The organism is Streptomyces sp. NPDC102283, assembly GCF_044766265.1.
In the GTDB taxonomy this organism is placed as follows: Bacteria; Actinomycetota; Actinomycetes; order Streptomycetales; family Streptomycetaceae; genus Streptomyces.
On the sequence record NZ_JBIWLQ010000007.1, the window covers coordinates 138,918 to 155,476 of the forward strand.

Consider the following 16,559-nt stretch of genomic DNA (forward strand, 5'->3'; position numbering starts at 1 on the left):
CCTGCGCCCGGCGTGGTCGGCCGCAGCGCGGGGCTTCGCCCCGCCCCTTCCCGTAACCGGGGCTCCGCCCGGGCCCGGGGGGGGGCCGCCCCCGGGGGGGGGGGGGGCGCCCCCCCCCCCCCCCCCCCCCCCCGCCCTGTACCGCTCTCCGCGTCCGTCTAGTTGGTGCCTATCTTCGCCAGCAGGTCGACGATCCGTGACTGGACCTCGTCGCTGGTCGACCGCTCCGCCAGGAAGAGGACGGTTTCACCCGATGCGAGCCGCGGCAGTTCCGCCCGGTCCATTCCGGCCGAGGTGTAGACGACCAGCGGGGTGCGGTTCAGCTGCCCGTTGGCCCGCAGCCAGTCGATGATCCCCGCGCGCCGGCGGCGTACCTGCATCAGGTCCATCACCACGAGGTTCGGCCGCATCCGGCCCGCCAGGTCGACGGCCTCGCTGTCCGTCGCGGCACGCGCCACCTGCATCCCGCGCCGCTCCAGGGTCTGTGTCAGCGCCACCGCGATCTCCTCGTGCTCCTCGATCAGGAGTACGCGCGAGGGATGCTGTTCGCTGTCGCGGGGGGCCAGCGCCTTGAGCAGGACGGCCGGGTCGGCGCCGTACGCCGCTTCCCGGGTCGCCTGCCCCAGACCGGCCGTGACCAGCACCGGGACCTCGGCCGCGACGGCCGCCTGGCGCAGCGACTGCAACGCGGTACGGGTGATGGGGCCGGTCAGCGGGTCGACGAAGAGCGCCGCGGGGAACGCGGCGATCTGGGCGTCGACCTCCTCGCGGGAGTTCACGATCACCGGGCGGTAGCCCCGGTCGCTGAGCGCCTGCTGGGTCGGTACGTCGGGCGCCGGCCAGACCAGCAGCCGGCGCGGGTTGTCCAGCGGCTCCGGCGGCAGCTCGTCGTCGACCGGGTGCGGGTGCGGCCGGTTGGCGACCTCGACCGCGCCCCCGGGCCCGTCCAGCGGCTCGGGGCCCTCCGCCCCCTCGTCGGGCGCCCGTATGGCGTATGCCCGCCCCTCCGCGACGGGCGGCGCGAGCAGCTGCCCCTCGCCGTACGCGGCACCGGGCCCGCCGTGCACCGACTGACCCGGCTGACCCGTACGGCCGGACTCCTGCGCCTCGACCGGCCCCCGGTCCGACCCCTGGTTCTGGTTCTGGTCCTGGTCGTGAGGATGGGTGCGGGTCTGGCTCTGCTGCGGTCCGGGCGCCTGCGCGGGGCCCGTCGGCTGCGCCGGACCGGGCCGGTCGTCGGCGGCCCGGTCCGGGGCGCGGTCGTCCTCCGGCGGCGCGGCGAGCTTGCGGCGTCGGCCGGCCCCGCCGAGGCTCTGGTGCGGCTGGTTCTGCTGATGCGCGAGGTGCTGGGCGAACGGCACGCCCTGGCCCAGCGTTCGCACGCTGAAGGCCCTCCCCTGCGTCGAGTCGGGGTTGCCGCCGTCCGGCATCGGCTCCTCGGCCGGCAGCGGCTGCCGCCGCGAGCCCGGGGAGCCCGCGTCACCGTCGGCCGGGTGCGCCACCTGATCGGCGACGGCCGCGACGCCAGTGGTGTGGGCGGTCCGCCCGGTGCCGGGGCGAGCGCTCGACCCGGGGTCGGAGTGCACGTTCTGCCCGGTGTCGCCCCACGGCGCGAGGTCCGGCGCCGGGCTGCTCGGAGCCTCCGGTACGCCGCCCTCGTGCGGGCCGGGCGCATGCGGTGCCGCCCCGGGGACGTGGGTCGCGCGGCCCGCTTCGGGCGCGGCAGGGAAGCCCTGCCCGGAGGTTCCGTCCGTCCGCGGGCCGGTGTGCGCCGGGGCGGCGGGGCGTGCCTGCGGAGGCGTGTGACCGGCCTCCGGTGCGGTACGCGCGTGGTGCGTGCCCGCCCCGTCGCCGGGGGCCACCAGGGCGTCGGGAGCGAGTGGCGCCCGGTCCGCGTCGGCCGGGGGCAGGGCGAAGGCGGTACGCGGTCCGGCCTCGGCAGCGGTGCGCTCCTGCGCGGCGGCCAGCGCACGCCGGGCACGCCGTCCTCCGGGCTGCTGGGGGTGCTCCGGACCGGGGTGACCGCCATCGCCTTCGGTGCCGCTGTTGCCGCTGTTGCCGCTGTCGCCGTTGCTTCCGGAGGCGAGGGCGGGCAGGGCGGGGCGGGCGGGCTCGCTTTCACGACGGGCCCGCCGTCCGGTGGGCGGTACGGGCTGCTGCGGGCCCACCGGGACGCCCTGCGGCGGCACGGTCTGCCCGAGCTGAGGGCGACCGCCGCCCTGGGCGTTCTCGGCCGCGGTGACGACCGACCCCTCGGAAGGGGCGCCGGGCGCGGCGGACGGGGCGGAGGTCAGGGCCAGCGCCCCCCGCTGCGGCGGCTGGGGCTGCTCCCGCACGGCGGACCCGGCGTCTGCCGGAACCGTGCCCGGGGCCGCCTCGGCCGGGCTGGGACGGCCGCGCCGACGCCCGGAACCCTCGCCCTGCTGGGCCGGGATCAGCTCGGGCGACTGCTGCTCCTCGGGCGCGGCCGGTCCACGGCGTGCCCGCCGCCGCCCGGTCGGCTCGGCGGCCGGGCGGTCATCGGGAGCGGGAGCCACGGCACCGACCGCGTTGTCGCCGAAGCTCTCCGGCGTACCACCGGGGCTGTCCAGGAACGCGTCGGTGGAGGACCTGCGCGCCCGGCGTCGGCCGCCGCTGGTGACGCCCGGCGCTCCCAGCCCTTCGGGCGACGAGGAGGCGGCGGGGGGAGGTTCCGGCAGCAGGGCGTTGCCGTCCGTCTCCGGGGGCGCGATCGTGCCGGACGCGGTGCCGATGGGCAGGTCGAGCACGTACGCGCTGCCGCTCATGCCCGGCATCTCGTGCGTCTGGAGGACCCCGCCGTGCGCCCGGACGATGCCGCGCACGATCGGCTCGTGCACCGGGTCGCCCCCGGCGAACGGACCGCGCACCTCGATCCGTACGACGTCACCGCGCTGGGCGGCGGCCACGACCACGGTCGAGTCGACATAGCCGCCCCCGGGCACCGCCCGGGTCTTGCCGGTCGAATCGACGCCGCAGACGTCCGCGACGAGGTGGGCGATGGCGGTCGCGAGCCGGGGCGCGTCGACCTCGGCCTCGATCGGCGGGGTGTGCACGGCGAACTGGGCGCGCCCGGGGCCGATCAGCTCGACCGCCCCGTCGATGCCGCCCGTGACGATGCCGTCCACCATCGCCGGGGCCTTGTGCAGCCCCTCCACCCCCGCGTCCAGACGCTGGTACCCCAGCACGTTGTCGACGAGCGTGGTCATCCGGGCGTACCCGGCGGCGAGATGGTGCAGGATCTGGTTGGCCTCGGGCCACAGCTGCCCGGCCGGGTCGGAGGCGAGCGTGGACAGCTCGCCGCGCAGCTCCTCCAGGGGCCCGCGCAGCGAACCGCCCAGGACGGCGGTGAGCTGGGAGTGCTGGGCGCCCAGGGAGGCGAGCAGCTCGGCCTGTCCCTCGATCTCGGCGGCGTACCGCTCGCGGCGGTCGGCGAGCTCGGCGGCGTGCGCCTCCTTCAGCGCCTCCAGTTCGGCGGCGTGCGCTTCCTCGAGCGCGGTGACCTCGGCGGAGTGGCTCGTGGTCAGCTCGGCGACGACGCTCTCGTGCTGCGTCGACAACTCCTCGTACGGCCGGCGGTCGGTGAACGTCATCACCGCGCCGACGAGCTGGTCCCCGTCCCGTACCGGCGCGGTCGTGAGGTCCACCGGAACCTGCGCGCCGCTCTTGGACCACAGCACCTGCCCGCGCACCCGGTGCTTGCGCCCGGACTTGAGGGTGTCGGCGAGCGGGGAGTCCTCGTACGGGAACGGCTCGCCCTCCGCCCGCGAATGCAGGATCAGCGGATGCAGCTCCTGGCCGCCGAGGTCGCTGGCCCGGAAGCCGAGGATCTGCGCGGCGGCCGGGTTGACGAGGACGACGCGCCCGTCGGTGTCCGTGCCGACGACGCCCTCGGAGGCGGCCCGCAGGATCATCTCGGTCTGGCGCTGCGAACGGGCCAGCTCCGCCTCGGTGTCGACGGTGCCGGAGAGGTCCCGCACGACGAGCATGAGCAGCTCGTCACCGGTGTAGCTGGAGTGGATGTCGTTGTACGCGGCCTGTCCGCTGTCGAGGCTCGCGCTGGTGACCTCGACCGGGTACTCGTGGCCGTCGGTGCGCCGCGCGGTCATCCGCGTCGGCTTGGTCCTGCCCTGCTCGTCCGCAGCCTCGGGCCGGCGCATCGAACCCGGGATCAGCTTGGAGTCGAACTCCGGCAGCAGATCGAGCAGTCCGCGACCGACGAGCGCGGTGCCCGGGGTCTCGAACATTTCGAGGGCGATGGCGTTGGCGTTGACGACCGTGCCGTTGCAATTGACGAGCAGAAGCCCGTCAGGAAGGGCATCGAGTATGGCTGCGAGGCGAGCAGTGCCTCGGGATGGCCTGCTGCTCACGACGACGCTTCCTCCCTGATTACCGCACCTTGCCGACAGCGGGCCCCATCTTGCCCCTCGGGCCGCATACTGTCACTGGAGGAGTCTAAGGGCAGGGGAGGCCCCGGGGGCGGCGGATGAGGGGGAGCTCTCACCAAGGTTCTGTGCGCGCCGTGTACGCCGCGGTCCCATGACGTGAGCGTCCGCGCACCCTGTGACGTGCGCGGACGCGCGACGAGGCCGGCCCCTGCGGGGCGCGCGGGCCCCCGGAGCCGTCTGCGGCGGATATGCGGAGGCAAACGCTTTTACGCCGTGGCCGATGGGCTATCGAACATCCGGGAGCACCGGCACGAGGCTGTTCCAGCGCGAGATCTCGCATCCGTCGCGGCGGCTCGCGGTGGTGTCCACGGCCCGTCCCTCCCAGGTGCCCACGATGCGCGCGGTGGCGTCGCCGCCGTGGATCATCGTGCACATCGTGCCCTCCGGGGTCGCCCGGAACAGCTCCTGCCGCCCGGCCCGGGTGGCGCCGGCCTCCGCCAACCGGTCACAGGCCGCCTGCCCCTGCGGGTGGCTGCCTCCGGTGGGCCCGCACTCCAGCTCGAAGGTGCCGTCGGCCCCGGCGACCCCGCTGTTCGCGACGGATACGGTGAGCCGCGTCAGCACCTCGCTCGCCTCACCCGCGCCCTTCCCGCCCCCGCCCTCCAGGAACCCGGGCAGCGGGACGGGCAGGGGCAGCGGCCCGAGGGCCGGCCGGGCGGCGGCGAACGGCCCGGAGGTGGGCACGGCGGCGGGCGTCGGACCGGAGGACACGGGGCCGGAGGCGGTGGCGGTGGACGCCGGTACGGCGGTGGCGAGCGCGGCGAGCGAGACGACGGCGGTGAGGGCGAGACGGCGCAGCATGCGGAAGCTCCAGGATCTCTGCGGCGGGGTCGGCCACGGGCGGCGGTCACGGGTGACCACCGACCCGCCCGGGCGCCACGGCTGACGGACGACTGACGGGCGACGACGACGGGACGACTGACGGAGACCGGGGCCCCCACCCTCTCTAACGCGCACCACGCCCGGACGTTGCGGCACCACGCCGAACTGCTTTGCCCTGGCCCCCGGGGGCCTAGTAACGTGTGCGGCGATTGGTGGCACGACGCTCGACTGTGTCATCATCTGCACGCACCACTCGCGTCCGCGCGAGGTGTGTGGAGGAGGCGTCGCCTAGTCCGGTCTATGGCGCCGCACTGCTAATGCGGTTTGGGTCTTAAAGCCCATCGAGGGTTCAAATCCCTCCGCCTCCGCTCCACCCCGAAGCCCCGTGCCCCTGGCACGGGGCTTCGGCCGTTCCGGGGGCGCGGGGGGAGGTGGCGGGGCCGGTTCGTGGCCGGTTCGGGAGGGTGGTCGAAGCGGGCTTCGGGAGGCCGTTTCCGCAGGTCGGCAGCGGTACGGCTAATGGATTTCGCGTCACGGCGCAGGTCATGTAATGTTGTTCTCGCAACGCCGACCGGGGAGAAAAAGCCCGGAACGCCAAGCACTCGTAGCTTAACGGATAGAGCATCTGACTACGGATCAGAAGGTTGCAGGTTCGAATCCTGCCGAGTGCACAGCAAACCGGAGGCCCCAGGAGAAATCCTGGGGCCTCCGGTGTTTTGCGTTGAGGCGGTTACCTGAGGCGGAGGCCCCCGGGACGAAGTCCCGGGGGCCTCTCGCGTTGCTCGTAGAGGCGGGCCTGGGCTCGGTGGCTAGCGCCGCTTGCGGCCCAGGCGGCGCTTGGGCTTCTTGCCGGCCAGCAGTTTCTGGGCCGCGTAGCGCTTTCCCATCGCCGTGAGGGTGCGAGCCAGGGAACGAGTGGTGCGCATGGTGTCTTGGTGGTTGTCGCCGAGGGTGCGGCGCTGGCGAGCACGTACGTCTTCGAGCAGTTCGACCGCCTCGGGGTAGGTGCGAAGTTCATGCAGCGTGATGGCGAAGCTGTGGGCGGCTTGCAGGGTGTGGCGGTGGTCGTCGCCGAAGGCGCGGCGCCGGCGGGTGAGGGTGTCCTCCTGCAAGCGGAGGGCCTCTGGGTGCTTGCCGAGCTGGTTCAAGGTGACGGCAAGGGAGTTGGCGAACAGGAGGGTGTCCGGGTGGTCGTCGCCGAGGGTGCGACGTCCCCGGGTGAGGGTGTCCTCCTGCATGCGGTGGGCTTCGGCGTGGTGGCCGAGCGCGTTCAGGGTGGTGGCGAGGTTGATCGCGGACTGGAGGGTGTGGGGGTGGTCGTCGCCGAGGGTGCGGCGGCAGCGGGTGAGAGTGTCTTTCAGCATGCGGTGGGCCTCGGCAGGCTTGCCGAGTTCGTTCAAGAAACTGCCGAGATTGACGGCGCCTTGAAGGGTGCTCGGGTGGTCGTCGCCGAGGGTGCGACGCCGGCGGGTGAGGACGTCCTCCTGCATGCGGCGGGCTTCGGTGTATTTGCCCAGTCCGTTCAAAGCCATGGCGAGGTTGTTGACGGTCTGGAGAGTGTGGGGGTGGTCGTCGCCGAGGGTGCGGCGGCAGCGGGTGAGGGTGTCTTTCAGCATGCGGTGGGCTTCGGCGTGCTCGTCGAGCTCATTCAGGGCGGCGCCGAGATTGGCGGCGCCTTGAAGGGTCCTCGGGTGGTCGTCGCCGAGGGTGCGACGCCGGCGGGTGAGGGTGTCTTCGTGCATGCGGCGGGCTTCGGCGTGGTCGCCGAGCTCGTTCAGGACCGCAGCCAGGTCGTTGGCGGACTGGAGGGTGTCCGGATCGTCGTCGCCGAGGGTGCGGCGTCGGCGAGTCAGGGTGTCTTCGATGATGGGGCGGGCGTTTCTGAAATCGCCGAGGTCGGAGGTCGCGTGGCCGAGGTACTGCGTGCAGGTGAGGACCTTGGGGTCGTCGGGCCCCAACTCGGCGGTCCACGTCTCGCGCAGAGAGGTGAGGAGATCGACCGCGGTGCGCGGCTGACCGCTCCGGATGAGGAAGACGGCGGCCTTCTGGAGGGTCGGTCGCAGTTCGGGGCGGTCAGCGACGAGGACGTGCTCCGCCGTGAGGTGCGAGGTGAGCGAGGCCCAGGCCGGCCAGCTGTCGGGGCTCTCCGGGTCGCCCGGATCAATGGTGCGGAGGATGGTCGTGACGTCATCCCGGACCATTCCCGTCTGGGCGGAGTCGGTCTGGTCGCGGAGGACCGCCTGGGTGAGTCGGTGGATCTGGAAGGTTTCGTGATCGATGCGGGCCAGTCCGTAGCGGCCCAGGTGCTGGAGCGAGGCGTGGGGCCACATGAGGTCGTCGGGATCGCCGGGGATGGTGGAGAGGTGAGGGCGCGCGGACTCCAGCCAGGCGATGGGGATGGGGTCGGGGCCGAGGAAGGCACCGAGGCGGAACAGGGCCGTGGCGTCGGGGTGGTTGTCGTCGAGGCGAGTGGTGGCGATGCGGACCGTGGCGGCCAGGGGCGCGGGGTAGCCGGGGGCGTCGCCTTCCTGCAGGATGCGCGCGGTGTTGCCGATGAGGAGTTGGCGGTAGCGGTCGATGGTCATGCCGCTGCCGATGACACCCGCTGCTTGGGCGAGGGCCAGGGGGAGGTCCCCGAGGTCCTGGGCGAGGGTGTCGGCCTGCGCGATGGTGGTGCCCGGAATCTGTGCTCCGAGGTAGGCCAGTGAGTCGGAGCGGGTGAAGACGTCGAGCGCGGTCTGGTGGGCGATGCCGCGCCAGTCGTGATTGCGCGAGGTGATCAGGACGTGGCCGGGCCCCTCGGGCAGCCAGGGCGCGATCTGATCGGGGTCCTCGGCGTTGTCGAGGACGATGAGCCAGCGCTGCCGCGTATGCAGGTGGTGCAGGACGGCACGGGCGTTGGGGTCGGAGCCGGCGTCCGGCTTGGCGATTCCGAGGCGGTCGGCCAGCTCGGTGTAGTGGACGGGGATCTGGTCGGACTGCTCGGCGTCGATCCACCACACCAGGTCGTACTGACCGGAGAAGCGGTGGGCGTACTCCAGGGCGATCTGGCTCTTCCCGATGCCGCCCATACCGTGCAGCGCCTGTACGACCGCCTGTTGGCCGCTGAGCAGACTCTCGCGGAGCTGGACGATGACGGCCTCACGGCCGGAGAAGTCGGGGTTGCGACGGCGTACGTTCCACACGTCGGGCCGCCCCGTGCTGCCAGGCAGCCTCGGCTTCGTGCTGCCCCCGGCCTCGGCCGGTTGTGCTGTCGGGGTGCTGCCGGGGAAGAGCGGGGGGCTGGTCGGGCGGGTCCCTCCGTTGATCGCCTCGCGCAGCGCGGCGAGAGCGGCTGTCTCGTCCAGGCCGTGGAGGTTCTTGTGGAGCCTGGGGGCGAGGAGGTGGGGGGTGTCCGTGGTGGCGAGGGGTTCGAGGGCGAGGGGGATGACGCGTTCCCTGCGGGCGACGGCGGCGGTCCACTCCTCCCGTGTCCAGCGCTCGGCGTCGAAGTAGGACTTGGAGAACAGGGCCACCACGGCGTCGGCCTGCTTCAGGGCTTCGTCCATGCGCTCGACGAAGTTGTCCCCGGTGCGCCAGTCCCACACGTCGAGGATGGCCCGGTGACCGGCCGATTCCAGATGCCAGCCCACCCATTCGGCCCAGGGGCGGTCCACGCCCGCGTAGCTGATGAAGAACCGCTGCGAGGTCGTGCTCATCGTGGCCCCCGAGTCTCCCTGTGCCTGACGCTCCGTCTCGGGCAATGATCCCGTGTCGGACGGGGGATGACGTCGGGAAAGGTCAAAGTTCCTTTCGGGTGAGGGGCGTTAAGGAGGCCCCCAGGGGAATCCGGGGGCCTCGCGCGTCGGTTCGGCTCCAGGCGGCCGCCCGAACCTCAGGCGGCTGCTACGCTCGCCCGCGCCCGCTCCGCCGTGACCCGGCGGCGGCGGGTCGGCAGGCCCATCGTCGGGTTGGCGACGCCCCAGGCCGCGGCCTTGCAGACCAGTTCCTTGTAGAGGGCGGCCACACGGCCGGTCAGGGCCGCGCTGACTGCTCGGTCGTCGGCGGTGACGTACTGGATCAGGCCCTCCTTGCGGCCCAGGGAGACGCACTGGTTGAAGTAGCGGGGCGCGGTGGTCGGGAGCTTGGCGCCGGTGAGGCGGGCCGCGATGGCGTCGGCGGCCTGCCAGGCGGTGGGGACGCCCGAGGCGCACGACATGCGCAGCGGCTTGCCGCCGGGGCCTGCCACCAGGGCCGCGTCGCCGATGGCGTACACGTCCGGGTGCGAGGTCGAGCGCATGGTGGAGTCGACCACGATCTGGCCGTTGTCGGCGGTCTCCAGGGTCGTGGCCCGGGCGGTCGGGTGGACCGCGAAGCCCGTCGTCCAGATCGTGACCGCGGCCGGGACGTCGCCCTGGGCGGTGGTGACCCGGTCGGCGTGCACGGTGGTGACGTCGGCGTGTTCGTGGGCGGTGATCCGCAGGTTGGTGAAGACCTTCCGCAGGTGTCCGGCGCCCTTGGGGGAGAGCCAGTCGCCCAGTGCTCCGCGGGCGACCAGGGAGACGTCCAGGTCCGGGCGGGTCTCGGCCAGCTCCGTCGCGGCCTCCACGCCGGTGAGGCCTCCGCCGACGACGACCACGGGCGCGCCGGGGGCGAGGGCGGCCAGGCGCTCGCGCAGGCGCAGGGCGCCGGGGCGGCCGGCGATGTCGTGGGCGTGTTCGGCGGCGCCGGGGACGGCCTGGGTGTTCCAGGCGCTGCCCAGGGCGTAGACGAGGGTGTCGTACGGCAGGGTCTCCGGCTCGCCGGTTCCGCCCGGGTCGATGACGGACACCGTTCGGCGGTCGACGTCGATGCCCGTGACCTTCCCGAGGCGCAGCCGGACGCCCGTGCCGGCGAACATCTCGTCGAAGGGGCGGGGGCGGAGGTCCTGGCCCACCGCGAGCTGGTGCATCCGGACGCGCTCGACGAAGTCCGGTTCGGCGTTGACGAGGGTGATGGAGACGTCCTCGCTGCGCAGACGCCTGGCGAGGCGTCCGGCGGCACTCGCTCCGGTGTAGCCGGCTCCGATGACGATGACGCGGTGCCGCTGGATGTTCTGCTGCGTGTCCTGCATGTCCTGCACTCCTGTCTCGCGCGGTCTCGCCCCTTGAACCGGGCAGCCCGTCGATTCCTGACAGGTGGGAGATGTGACGTGTATCACAGTGAGGTCAGGTGATGCGGAGGGCCGGTTCTCCGTGGTTGGTCGCCGCCCACTGACGCGTCGCGCGGTCGAGCTTGTCGGGGTTGGCCTGGTTGCGGAACGCGGCGATGCCCTCCGTCGTGATCTCCAGGCACAGGACGCCGATGACCCGGCCGTCGACGGTGACCACGAGCGCGGGCAGCCCGTTGGCGTACGAGACGTGGACCTCCGCCGTGCCGCCGAGGAGGTTGCGGGCGGCCTGGTTGGGGATGAACAGGCTCCGCATGAACTTCGCGACGGCGACGGCCCCCTCGAACGGCCTGGTGCGGGCCGGTACCTTTCCGCCTCCGTCGCCGATCGCGACGGCGTCCGCGGTGAGCAGCCGGACGAGCGGTTCGGTCCGGCCGCTGGTCGCGGCCGTGAGGAACTCCTCGACGATCCGCCGGGCTGCGGCCTCGCCGATCTCGGTGCGGGTCCGGCCCTCCGCGATGTGCTTCTTGGCGCGGTGGAACAGCTGCTGGCTCGCGGACTCCGTGGTGTCGAGGATCTCGGCGATCTTCCCGTGCGGATACGCGAACGCCTCCCGCAGCACGTACACCACCCGCTCGTCGGGGGAGAGGCGCTCCATGAGGACGAGGACCGCGTACGAGACCGATTCGCGCTGTTCGACGGTGTCGGCGGGGCCGAGCATCGGGTCCCCGGCGAGCAGCGGTTCGGGCAGCCACTGGCCCACATAGGTCTCGCGGCGGGCGCGCGCCGAGGTGAGCTGGTTGAGGCAGAGGTTGGTGAGGACCTTCGTCAGCCAGGCCTCGGGGACCTCGATGCGGTCGATGTCGGCGGACTGCCAGCGCAGGAACGTGTCCTGGACGGCGTCCTCGGCATCGCTCGCGGAGCCGAGAAGGCGGTAGCCGATGGCCTTCAGCCGGGGCATGGAAGCCTCGAACAGATCCACCTGGTTACCGGTCAGCGCCATGGGCCGGATCATAACGGCCGTCCCCCGTGGTCGTTCGGAGGGCCGATGGCGGGGTAACCGACGTCGTACGGGGCGTGACGGACGCGTTCCTCTCGGAGGTCGGCGATGAGGTCGAAGGAGCACGGGCGGGAAGAGCGTTGGCAGGACCGGTGGTGGGCGATGGGGCTGCTGGTGCTGGTGGTGTGGGTCGGCATCCAGCTGGCCTTCTACGGATGGTCGGGGTGGCCGGGCATTCTGGTCGGCGGGTTCGTCTACGCGGGTCTGATGACCTGGCTGCTGATGCGGCGCAGGCGGCGCGACGCGCGTGCCGTGGGCACCGAGGCCGCCCGGGTGCCGGAGCTGGAGCGGCGCATCGCGAAGAACGGCGAACTGCCCGAGGACCCGGCCGAACAGGTGGCCATGGTGCGGTTGATCCGGCGGCGCGAGGAGAAGCTGCGGCGCAACCGGTGGTGGGCCCTTCCCTTCCTCGGGCTGCTCTTCCTCGCGATGCCGTTCTTCTGGTTCGCCGCGGGCAACGTGCCGATCGGGTTGTGGGGCCTCGGCTTCGGCGTGGGGTTCATGGGCTGGATCATCTGGCTCAACCGGCGGTTCGAACGGCGCATGGCCGCGATGCGGCGGCGGATCGAGGGTGTCGGAGGCTACGCGTAGCATCGCCGGGCCGGTTCGACCGGGTCGGCCGGTGATCTGGTGCCGGTGGAGGAGAGAGCGGGGTCCGGGTGGCCGGTGGGTGGTGGTGCGCCGGGGTGCGGTGGCCCGGCGAGGTGCCTGAGCTGGGGTGGAGCAGGGGCGGCGACCGGCGGGTGAGCGTGCTCGCGTACGGGTCCGGCCTCGGGTTCCGGGCCCTCGGTGAGCGGCACTGCGTGGGAGCCCGGGGGAATGTGTGTCCGCTGGGCGCGGTGGTGCCGGGGCGTTCCACCGGCGGGCGGTGCGCGGAGTGCGCGCGGCTGGACCGGGCGCACTCGGTGGCCGCCGACACGATGGTGGACGACCCCCGGACGTACCGCGTGTACCTCGCCTGGTTCGGGCCCGGCATGGTCAAGGTCGGGATCACCGGGGAGGAGCGCGGGTCCGCCCGGCTGCGGGAGCAGGGGGCCGTGGTCTTCAGCTGGCTGGGGCGCGGGCCCCTCATGGCGGCCCGGCGGACCGAGGAGGTGCTGCGGGCGGCCCTCAAGGTGCCCGACCGGATCCCGTACGCCAGGAAGCGGGCCGTGCGCGGGCGGCTTCCCGGGCGCGAGGAGCGGGCAGCCGAGGTGGCGGAGCTGTACGGGCGGGCCGAACGGCTCGAAGGGCGCGGCTGGCCCGAGTCGTTGGAGCGGCTGCCGCTCGAAGTCGTCGATCAGGTCGCCCTGTTCGGGCTGGACCGGGCCCCCGCTCCCGTCCGCTCGGTGCGGGAGCTGGTCGACGGGGGCGTCGTCGCGGGGCGGCTGGTCGCGGCGGCCGGGCCCGATCTGCACCTGGCGGTGGACGGCGTGGGCGTGGTCGTCCTGGACACGCGTCTGATCACCGGGTGGGACCTCGCCGCCGTGCCGGCGGAGGCCGTGCCCGCAGCAGCCGCGTCCGCGGAAGCCGTTCCCGCCCGCACCGGGCCCGCGGGCGACGGGTCCGCAGGGGCAGGGGCGACCGTGGCGGAGAGTGATGTACGTGTCCCCCTCATCGACATCGGCGGCGGCGCTGTGCAGGGTGGGTTGTTCTGACCGTCGACCGAGGGAGAGCGTCCGTGGGGCCGGAGAGCGATGACGTGGTGCGGTTCTGGAAGCGGCTCGGGCTGCCCGGGATCATCGACGTGCACACCCACTTCATGCCGGAGCAGGTCCTGCGCAAGGTATGGGCCTACTTCGACGCCGTCGGACCGCTCACCGGCCTGGAGTGGCCGATCACCTACCGGTACGAGGAGGAGCGGCGGCTGGAGCTGCTGCGGTCCTTCGGGGTGCTGCGCTTCACCTCCATGCTCTATCCGCACAAGCCCGGCATGGCCCGCTGGCTGAACGGCTGGGCCGCCGGCTTCGCCGCCCGGACCTCCGACTGTCTGCACACCGCGACCCTCTTCCCGGAGGACGGTGCGGAGGTGTACGTGAAGGAGGCCGTCGAGGCGGGCGCGCGGGTCTTCAAGTCGCACCTCCAGGTCGGCGCGTACGACCCCAACGACCCACTCCTGGACCCCGTGTGGGGGCTGCTCGCGGAGGCCGGGATTCCGGTGGTCACGCACTGCGGGTCGGGCCCCGCGCCGGGTGCGTACACCGGGCCGGAGCCGATCGGGCGGCTGCTGGCGCGCCATCCCCGGCTGCGGCTGGTCGTCGCGCACATGGGGATGCCGGAATACGCGGAGTTCCTGGCGCTGGCGGAGGCGTACCCGGAGGTCCGGCTCGACACGACGATGGCGTTCACCGACTTCAGCGAGGGGTTCAGCCCCTTCCCGGCGGCGGAGCGGGGGCGGCTAGCCGACCTCGGGGACCGGATCCTGCTCGGGACCGACTTCCCGAACATCCCCTACCCGTACGTCCATCAGCTCCAGGCGCTGGAGCGGCTCGGGCTCGGGGACGCGTGGTTGCGGGCGGTCTGTCACGGGAACGCCGCCGCGTTGTTCCCCGCCCAGGGCACGTAGGGCCTGTCGCCCCGGAACCCGCGCCGCTTTCTCAGGGAATTCACAGGAACGGGTCAGGCTTCTCTCACGGGTGCCTCACAGAGTGGTCCCCATGACGACGACGACCTCGCCCCAGGGGCGTACCGAACTGCTCAGGCCGGACCGTACCCCCGTGCGGGTCCTGGTCGTGGACGACGAGGCTCCGCTCGCCGAGCTGCTCTCGATGGCCCTGCGGTACGAGGGGTGGGAGGTGCGCAGCGCCGGGGACGGGGCCGGGGCGGTCCGGGCCGCGCGGGACTTCCGCCCGGACGCGGTGGTCCTGGACGTGATGCTCCCGGACATGGACGGGCTGTCCGTGCTGGGGCGGCTGCGCCGCGAGTACGACGATGTGCCGGTCCTCTTCCTGACCGCCCGGGACTCCGTGGAGGACCGGATCGCCGGGCTCACCGCGGGCGGCGACGACTACGTGACCAAGCCGTTCAGCCTGGAGGAGGTCGTGGCCCGGCTGCGCGGGCTCATCCGCCGCTCGGGCTCGGCCGTCGCCGCCGGGCGGAGCGAGTCCACCCTCGTCGTCGGGGACCTGGTGCTCGACGAGGACAGCCACGAGGTGAGCCGGGGCGGGGACGCGATCCACGTGACGGCCACCGAGTTCGAGCTGCTGCGCTTCCTGATGCGCAATCCGCGCCGGGTGCTCAGCAAGGCGCAGATCCTTGACCGGGTCTGGAACTACGACTTCGGCGGCCAGGCCAACGTCGTCGAGCTCTACATCTCCTACCTCCGCAAGAAGATCGACGCCGGGCGCACGCCGATGATTCACACCCGGCGCGGCGCGGGGTATCTGATCAAGCCCGGTGCGTAGGCGAGGCGGTGCGAGGGTGCTGCGGCGGCCGTGGACGCTGCGGACCCGGCTCGTCGTATCGGCGGTCTCGCTGATCGCCGTCGTCGCCGCCGTCATCGGGTCCGTCACCGCGATCGCCTTCCACAGCTACATGTACGGCAAGCTCGACGACCAACTGCACTCCGTCGCCGAGCGGGCCCAGCGCCCGCCCGGGCCGGGGCCGGTGCCGGTGCCCCAAGCGCTGCGCGCGGCGGGTCCGCTCGGCTTCGTCGGCGGGGGCGGGCAGCCGCTCGGCACGTTCGGGGCCCTTCTCGGCGAGGGCGGGGACGTCACCGCGTCGAAGGTCGTCGAGGACAGCGGGCTGCGGGCCCAGGAGAGCGCGAAGCCGCTGACCGGGGAGCAGCGGAGCGCCCTGGAGGCGGCCGCTCCGACCACCGGTGAGAGAGCCCGGAGCGTCGATCTCCCGGGGCTCGGCGGCTACCGGGTCGAGGCCGCGACCACCACCGAGGGGTACACCGTCCTCGTGGGCATCCCCAGTGCCGAGGTGAGCGGTGCGCTGACCACCCTGATCGTCGTCGAGGTCTGCGTCACCGCCGCCGGGCTGCTGGCCGCGTCGATCGCGGGCACCGTGCTCGTCGGGGTCGCCCTGCGGCCGTTGCGCCGGGTCGCCGCCACGGCCACCCGGGTATCCGAACTCCCCCTGCACAGCGGCGAGGTGGCCCTCCTGGAGCGGGTACCGGATGCCGAGGCCGACCCGCGTACGGAGGTCGGGCAGGTGGGCGCGGCGCTCAATCGCATGCTCGGGCATGTCGGCTCGGCCCTCGCCGCCCGCCAGGCGAGCGAGACGCGGGTCCGGCGGTTCGTCGCGGACGCCAGCCATGAGCTGCGCACCCCGCTGGCCTCGATCCGGGGCTACGCCGAGCTGACCCGGCGCACCACCGGGGGCCGGGAAGCGCCGGAGCCCGACCCGGTGACCCGGCACGCGCTGGGCCGGATCGAGTCGGAGGCGGACCGGATGACGGGCCTGGTGGAGGACCTGCTGCTGCTGGCCCGGCTGGACGCCGGGCGTCCGCTCTCGTACGGGAGCACCGATCTGCTGCCGCTGGTCGTGGACGCGATCAGCGACGCCCGTGCGGCGGACCAGGGGGCGGCGGGCCGGGGTGCGCCGGACCCGGACACCCGCGCGGTGGACCCGGACGCCCGCGCGGTGGACCCGGACGAGCCTGGCCGGGGCGCCCGGCACCGCTGGCGGCTGGAACTGCCCGCCGAGCCGGTGACCGTGCGCGCCGATCCCGACCGGTTCCAGCAGGTGCTCGTCAACCTGCTGGCCAACGCCCGCACCCACACCCCGGCGGGGACCACCGTCACCGTGTCCGTACGGCCGTCCGCGCGCGCCGGGGGGCCGGTCACGGTGGAGGTGGGCGACGACGGGCCAGGCATCCCGGCGGAGCTGCTGCCGCACGTCTTCGAACGGTTCGCCCGCGGTGACGCCTCCCGCTCGCGCGGGGCCGGTACGGGCGCGGCGACCGGCTCCACCGGGCTCGGCCTCGCCATCGTGCAGGCCGTCGTCTGCGCGCACGGCGGGCGCGTACGGGTGGAATCCGGGCCGGGCCGCACGGTGTTCGTGGTCGAGCTGCCGGCGGACGAACCGGCAGGCGAACCGCCAGGCGCGGACTCACAGGGCAGGGACAGGCTCAGCACACCGGTGTGACAGCGCGGAC

10 protein-coding genes and 2 tRNA genes are annotated in these 16,559 nt (G+C 73.3%); 7 read left to right on the forward strand and 5 right to left on the reverse strand.

The features are described from left to right. Window positions 1-158: 158 nt before the first annotated feature. On the reverse strand, window positions 159-4,388 hold the full coding sequence (locus ACIRJT_RS16080; RefSeq protein ID WP_403909324.1) for a PAS domain-containing protein: 4,230 nt from the start codon (window positions 4,386-4,388) through the stop codon (window positions 159-161). Between the two features lie 303 nt (window positions 4,389-4,691). Continuing rightward, window positions 4,692-5,267, reverse strand: a complete 576-nt coding sequence (locus tag ACIRJT_RS16085) for an SSI family serine proteinase inhibitor (RefSeq protein ID WP_403909327.1) — start codon at window positions 5,265-5,267, stop codon at window positions 4,692-4,694. Between the two features lie 298 nt (window positions 5,268-5,565). Here ACIRJT_RS16085 and ACIRJT_RS16090 point away from each other — a divergent pair. Next, window positions 5,566-5,656, forward strand: a tRNA-Ser gene (locus tag ACIRJT_RS16090). A gap of 230 nt (window positions 5,657-5,886) precedes the next feature. Beyond that, window positions 5,887-5,959: transfer RNA gene (locus ACIRJT_RS16095), tRNA-Arg, on the forward strand. A 138-nt stretch (window positions 5,960-6,097) separates the two neighbouring features. Here ACIRJT_RS16095 and fxsT read toward each other — a convergent pair. The 3 genes from fxsT to sigJ all read right to left on the reverse strand — a co-directional run bounded on the left by fxsT (window position 6,098) and on the right by sigJ (window position 11,419). Beyond that, window positions 6,098-8,986 (reverse strand): FxSxx-COOH system tetratricopeptide repeat protein, encoded by a 2,889-nt coding sequence (fxsT, locus tag ACIRJT_RS16100; protein WP_403909330.1) that lies wholly within the window; start codon window positions 8,984-8,986, stop codon window positions 6,098-6,100. A 176-nt stretch (window positions 8,987-9,162) separates the two neighbouring features. Beyond that, the gene (locus tag ACIRJT_RS16105; RefSeq protein ID WP_403909333.1) at window positions 9,163-10,380 is read right to left on the reverse strand and encodes an NAD(P)/FAD-dependent oxidoreductase; all 1,218 of its coding nucleotides are present in this window, start codon (window positions 10,378-10,380) and stop codon (window positions 9,163-9,165) included. Window positions 10,381-10,474: 94 nt separating this feature from the next. Then, on the reverse strand, window positions 10,475-11,419 hold the full coding sequence (gene sigJ, locus ACIRJT_RS16110; protein ID WP_403909336.1) for an RNA polymerase sigma factor SigJ: 945 nt from the start codon (window positions 11,417-11,419) through the stop codon (window positions 10,475-10,477). Between the two features lie 105 nt (window positions 11,420-11,524). On the opposite strand from sigJ, the gene ACIRJT_RS16115 reads away from it, so the two are divergent. The 5 genes from ACIRJT_RS16115 to ACIRJT_RS16135 all read left to right on the forward strand — a co-directional run bounded on the left by ACIRJT_RS16115 (window position 11,525) and on the right by ACIRJT_RS16135 (window position 16,549). Further along, entirely contained in the window at window positions 11,525-12,067 is a 543-nt protein-coding gene (locus ACIRJT_RS16115) for a hypothetical protein (RefSeq protein ID WP_403909339.1), read from the forward strand. A gap of 68 nt (window positions 12,068-12,135) precedes the next feature. Then, a complete protein-coding gene (locus ACIRJT_RS16120) occupies window positions 12,136-13,113 on the forward strand; it encodes a DUF2797 domain-containing protein (RefSeq protein ID WP_403909342.1) in 978 nt (325 codons plus the stop codon). 23 nt (window positions 13,114-13,136) lie between these two features. Then, on the forward strand, window positions 13,137-14,021 hold the full coding sequence (locus ACIRJT_RS16125) for an amidohydrolase family protein (protein ID WP_403909345.1): 885 nt from the start codon (window positions 13,137-13,139) through the stop codon (window positions 14,019-14,021). A gap of 91 nt (window positions 14,022-14,112) precedes the next feature. Beyond that, entirely contained in the window at window positions 14,113-14,859 is a 747-nt protein-coding gene (locus ACIRJT_RS16130) for a response regulator transcription factor (RefSeq protein WP_403909348.1), read from the forward strand. Window positions 14,860-14,875: 16 nt separating this feature from the next. Then, the gene (locus tag ACIRJT_RS16135; protein WP_403909351.1) at window positions 14,876-16,549 is read left to right on the forward strand and encodes a sensor histidine kinase; all 1,674 of its coding nucleotides are present in this window, start codon (window positions 14,876-14,878) and stop codon (window positions 16,547-16,549) included. Window positions 16,550-16,559: the final 10 nt, after the last annotated feature.

Coding starts and splice junctions, on each gene's coding strand:
- sigJ (WP_403909336.1), bottom strand. CDS start 11,419: ATGGCGCTGACCGGTAACCAGGTGGATCTGTTCGAGGCTTCCATGCCC.
- ACIRJT_RS16130 (WP_403909348.1), top strand. CDS start 14,113: ATGACGACGACGACCTCGCCCCAGGGGCGTACCGAACTGCTCAGGCCG.
- ACIRJT_RS16115 (WP_403909339.1), top strand. CDS start 11,525: ATGAGGTCGAAGGAGCACGGGCGGGAAGAGCGTTGGCAGGACCGGTGG.
- fxsT (WP_403909330.1), bottom strand. CDS start 8,986: ATGAGCACGACCTCGCAGCGGTTCTTCATCAGCTACGCGGGCGTGGAC.
- ACIRJT_RS16105 (WP_403909333.1), bottom strand. CDS start 10,380: ATGCAGGACACGCAGCAGAACATCCAGCGGCACCGCGTCATCGTCATC.
- ACIRJT_RS16085 (WP_403909327.1), bottom strand. CDS start 5,267: ATGCTGCGCCGTCTCGCCCTCACCGCCGTCGTCTCGCTCGCCGCGCTC.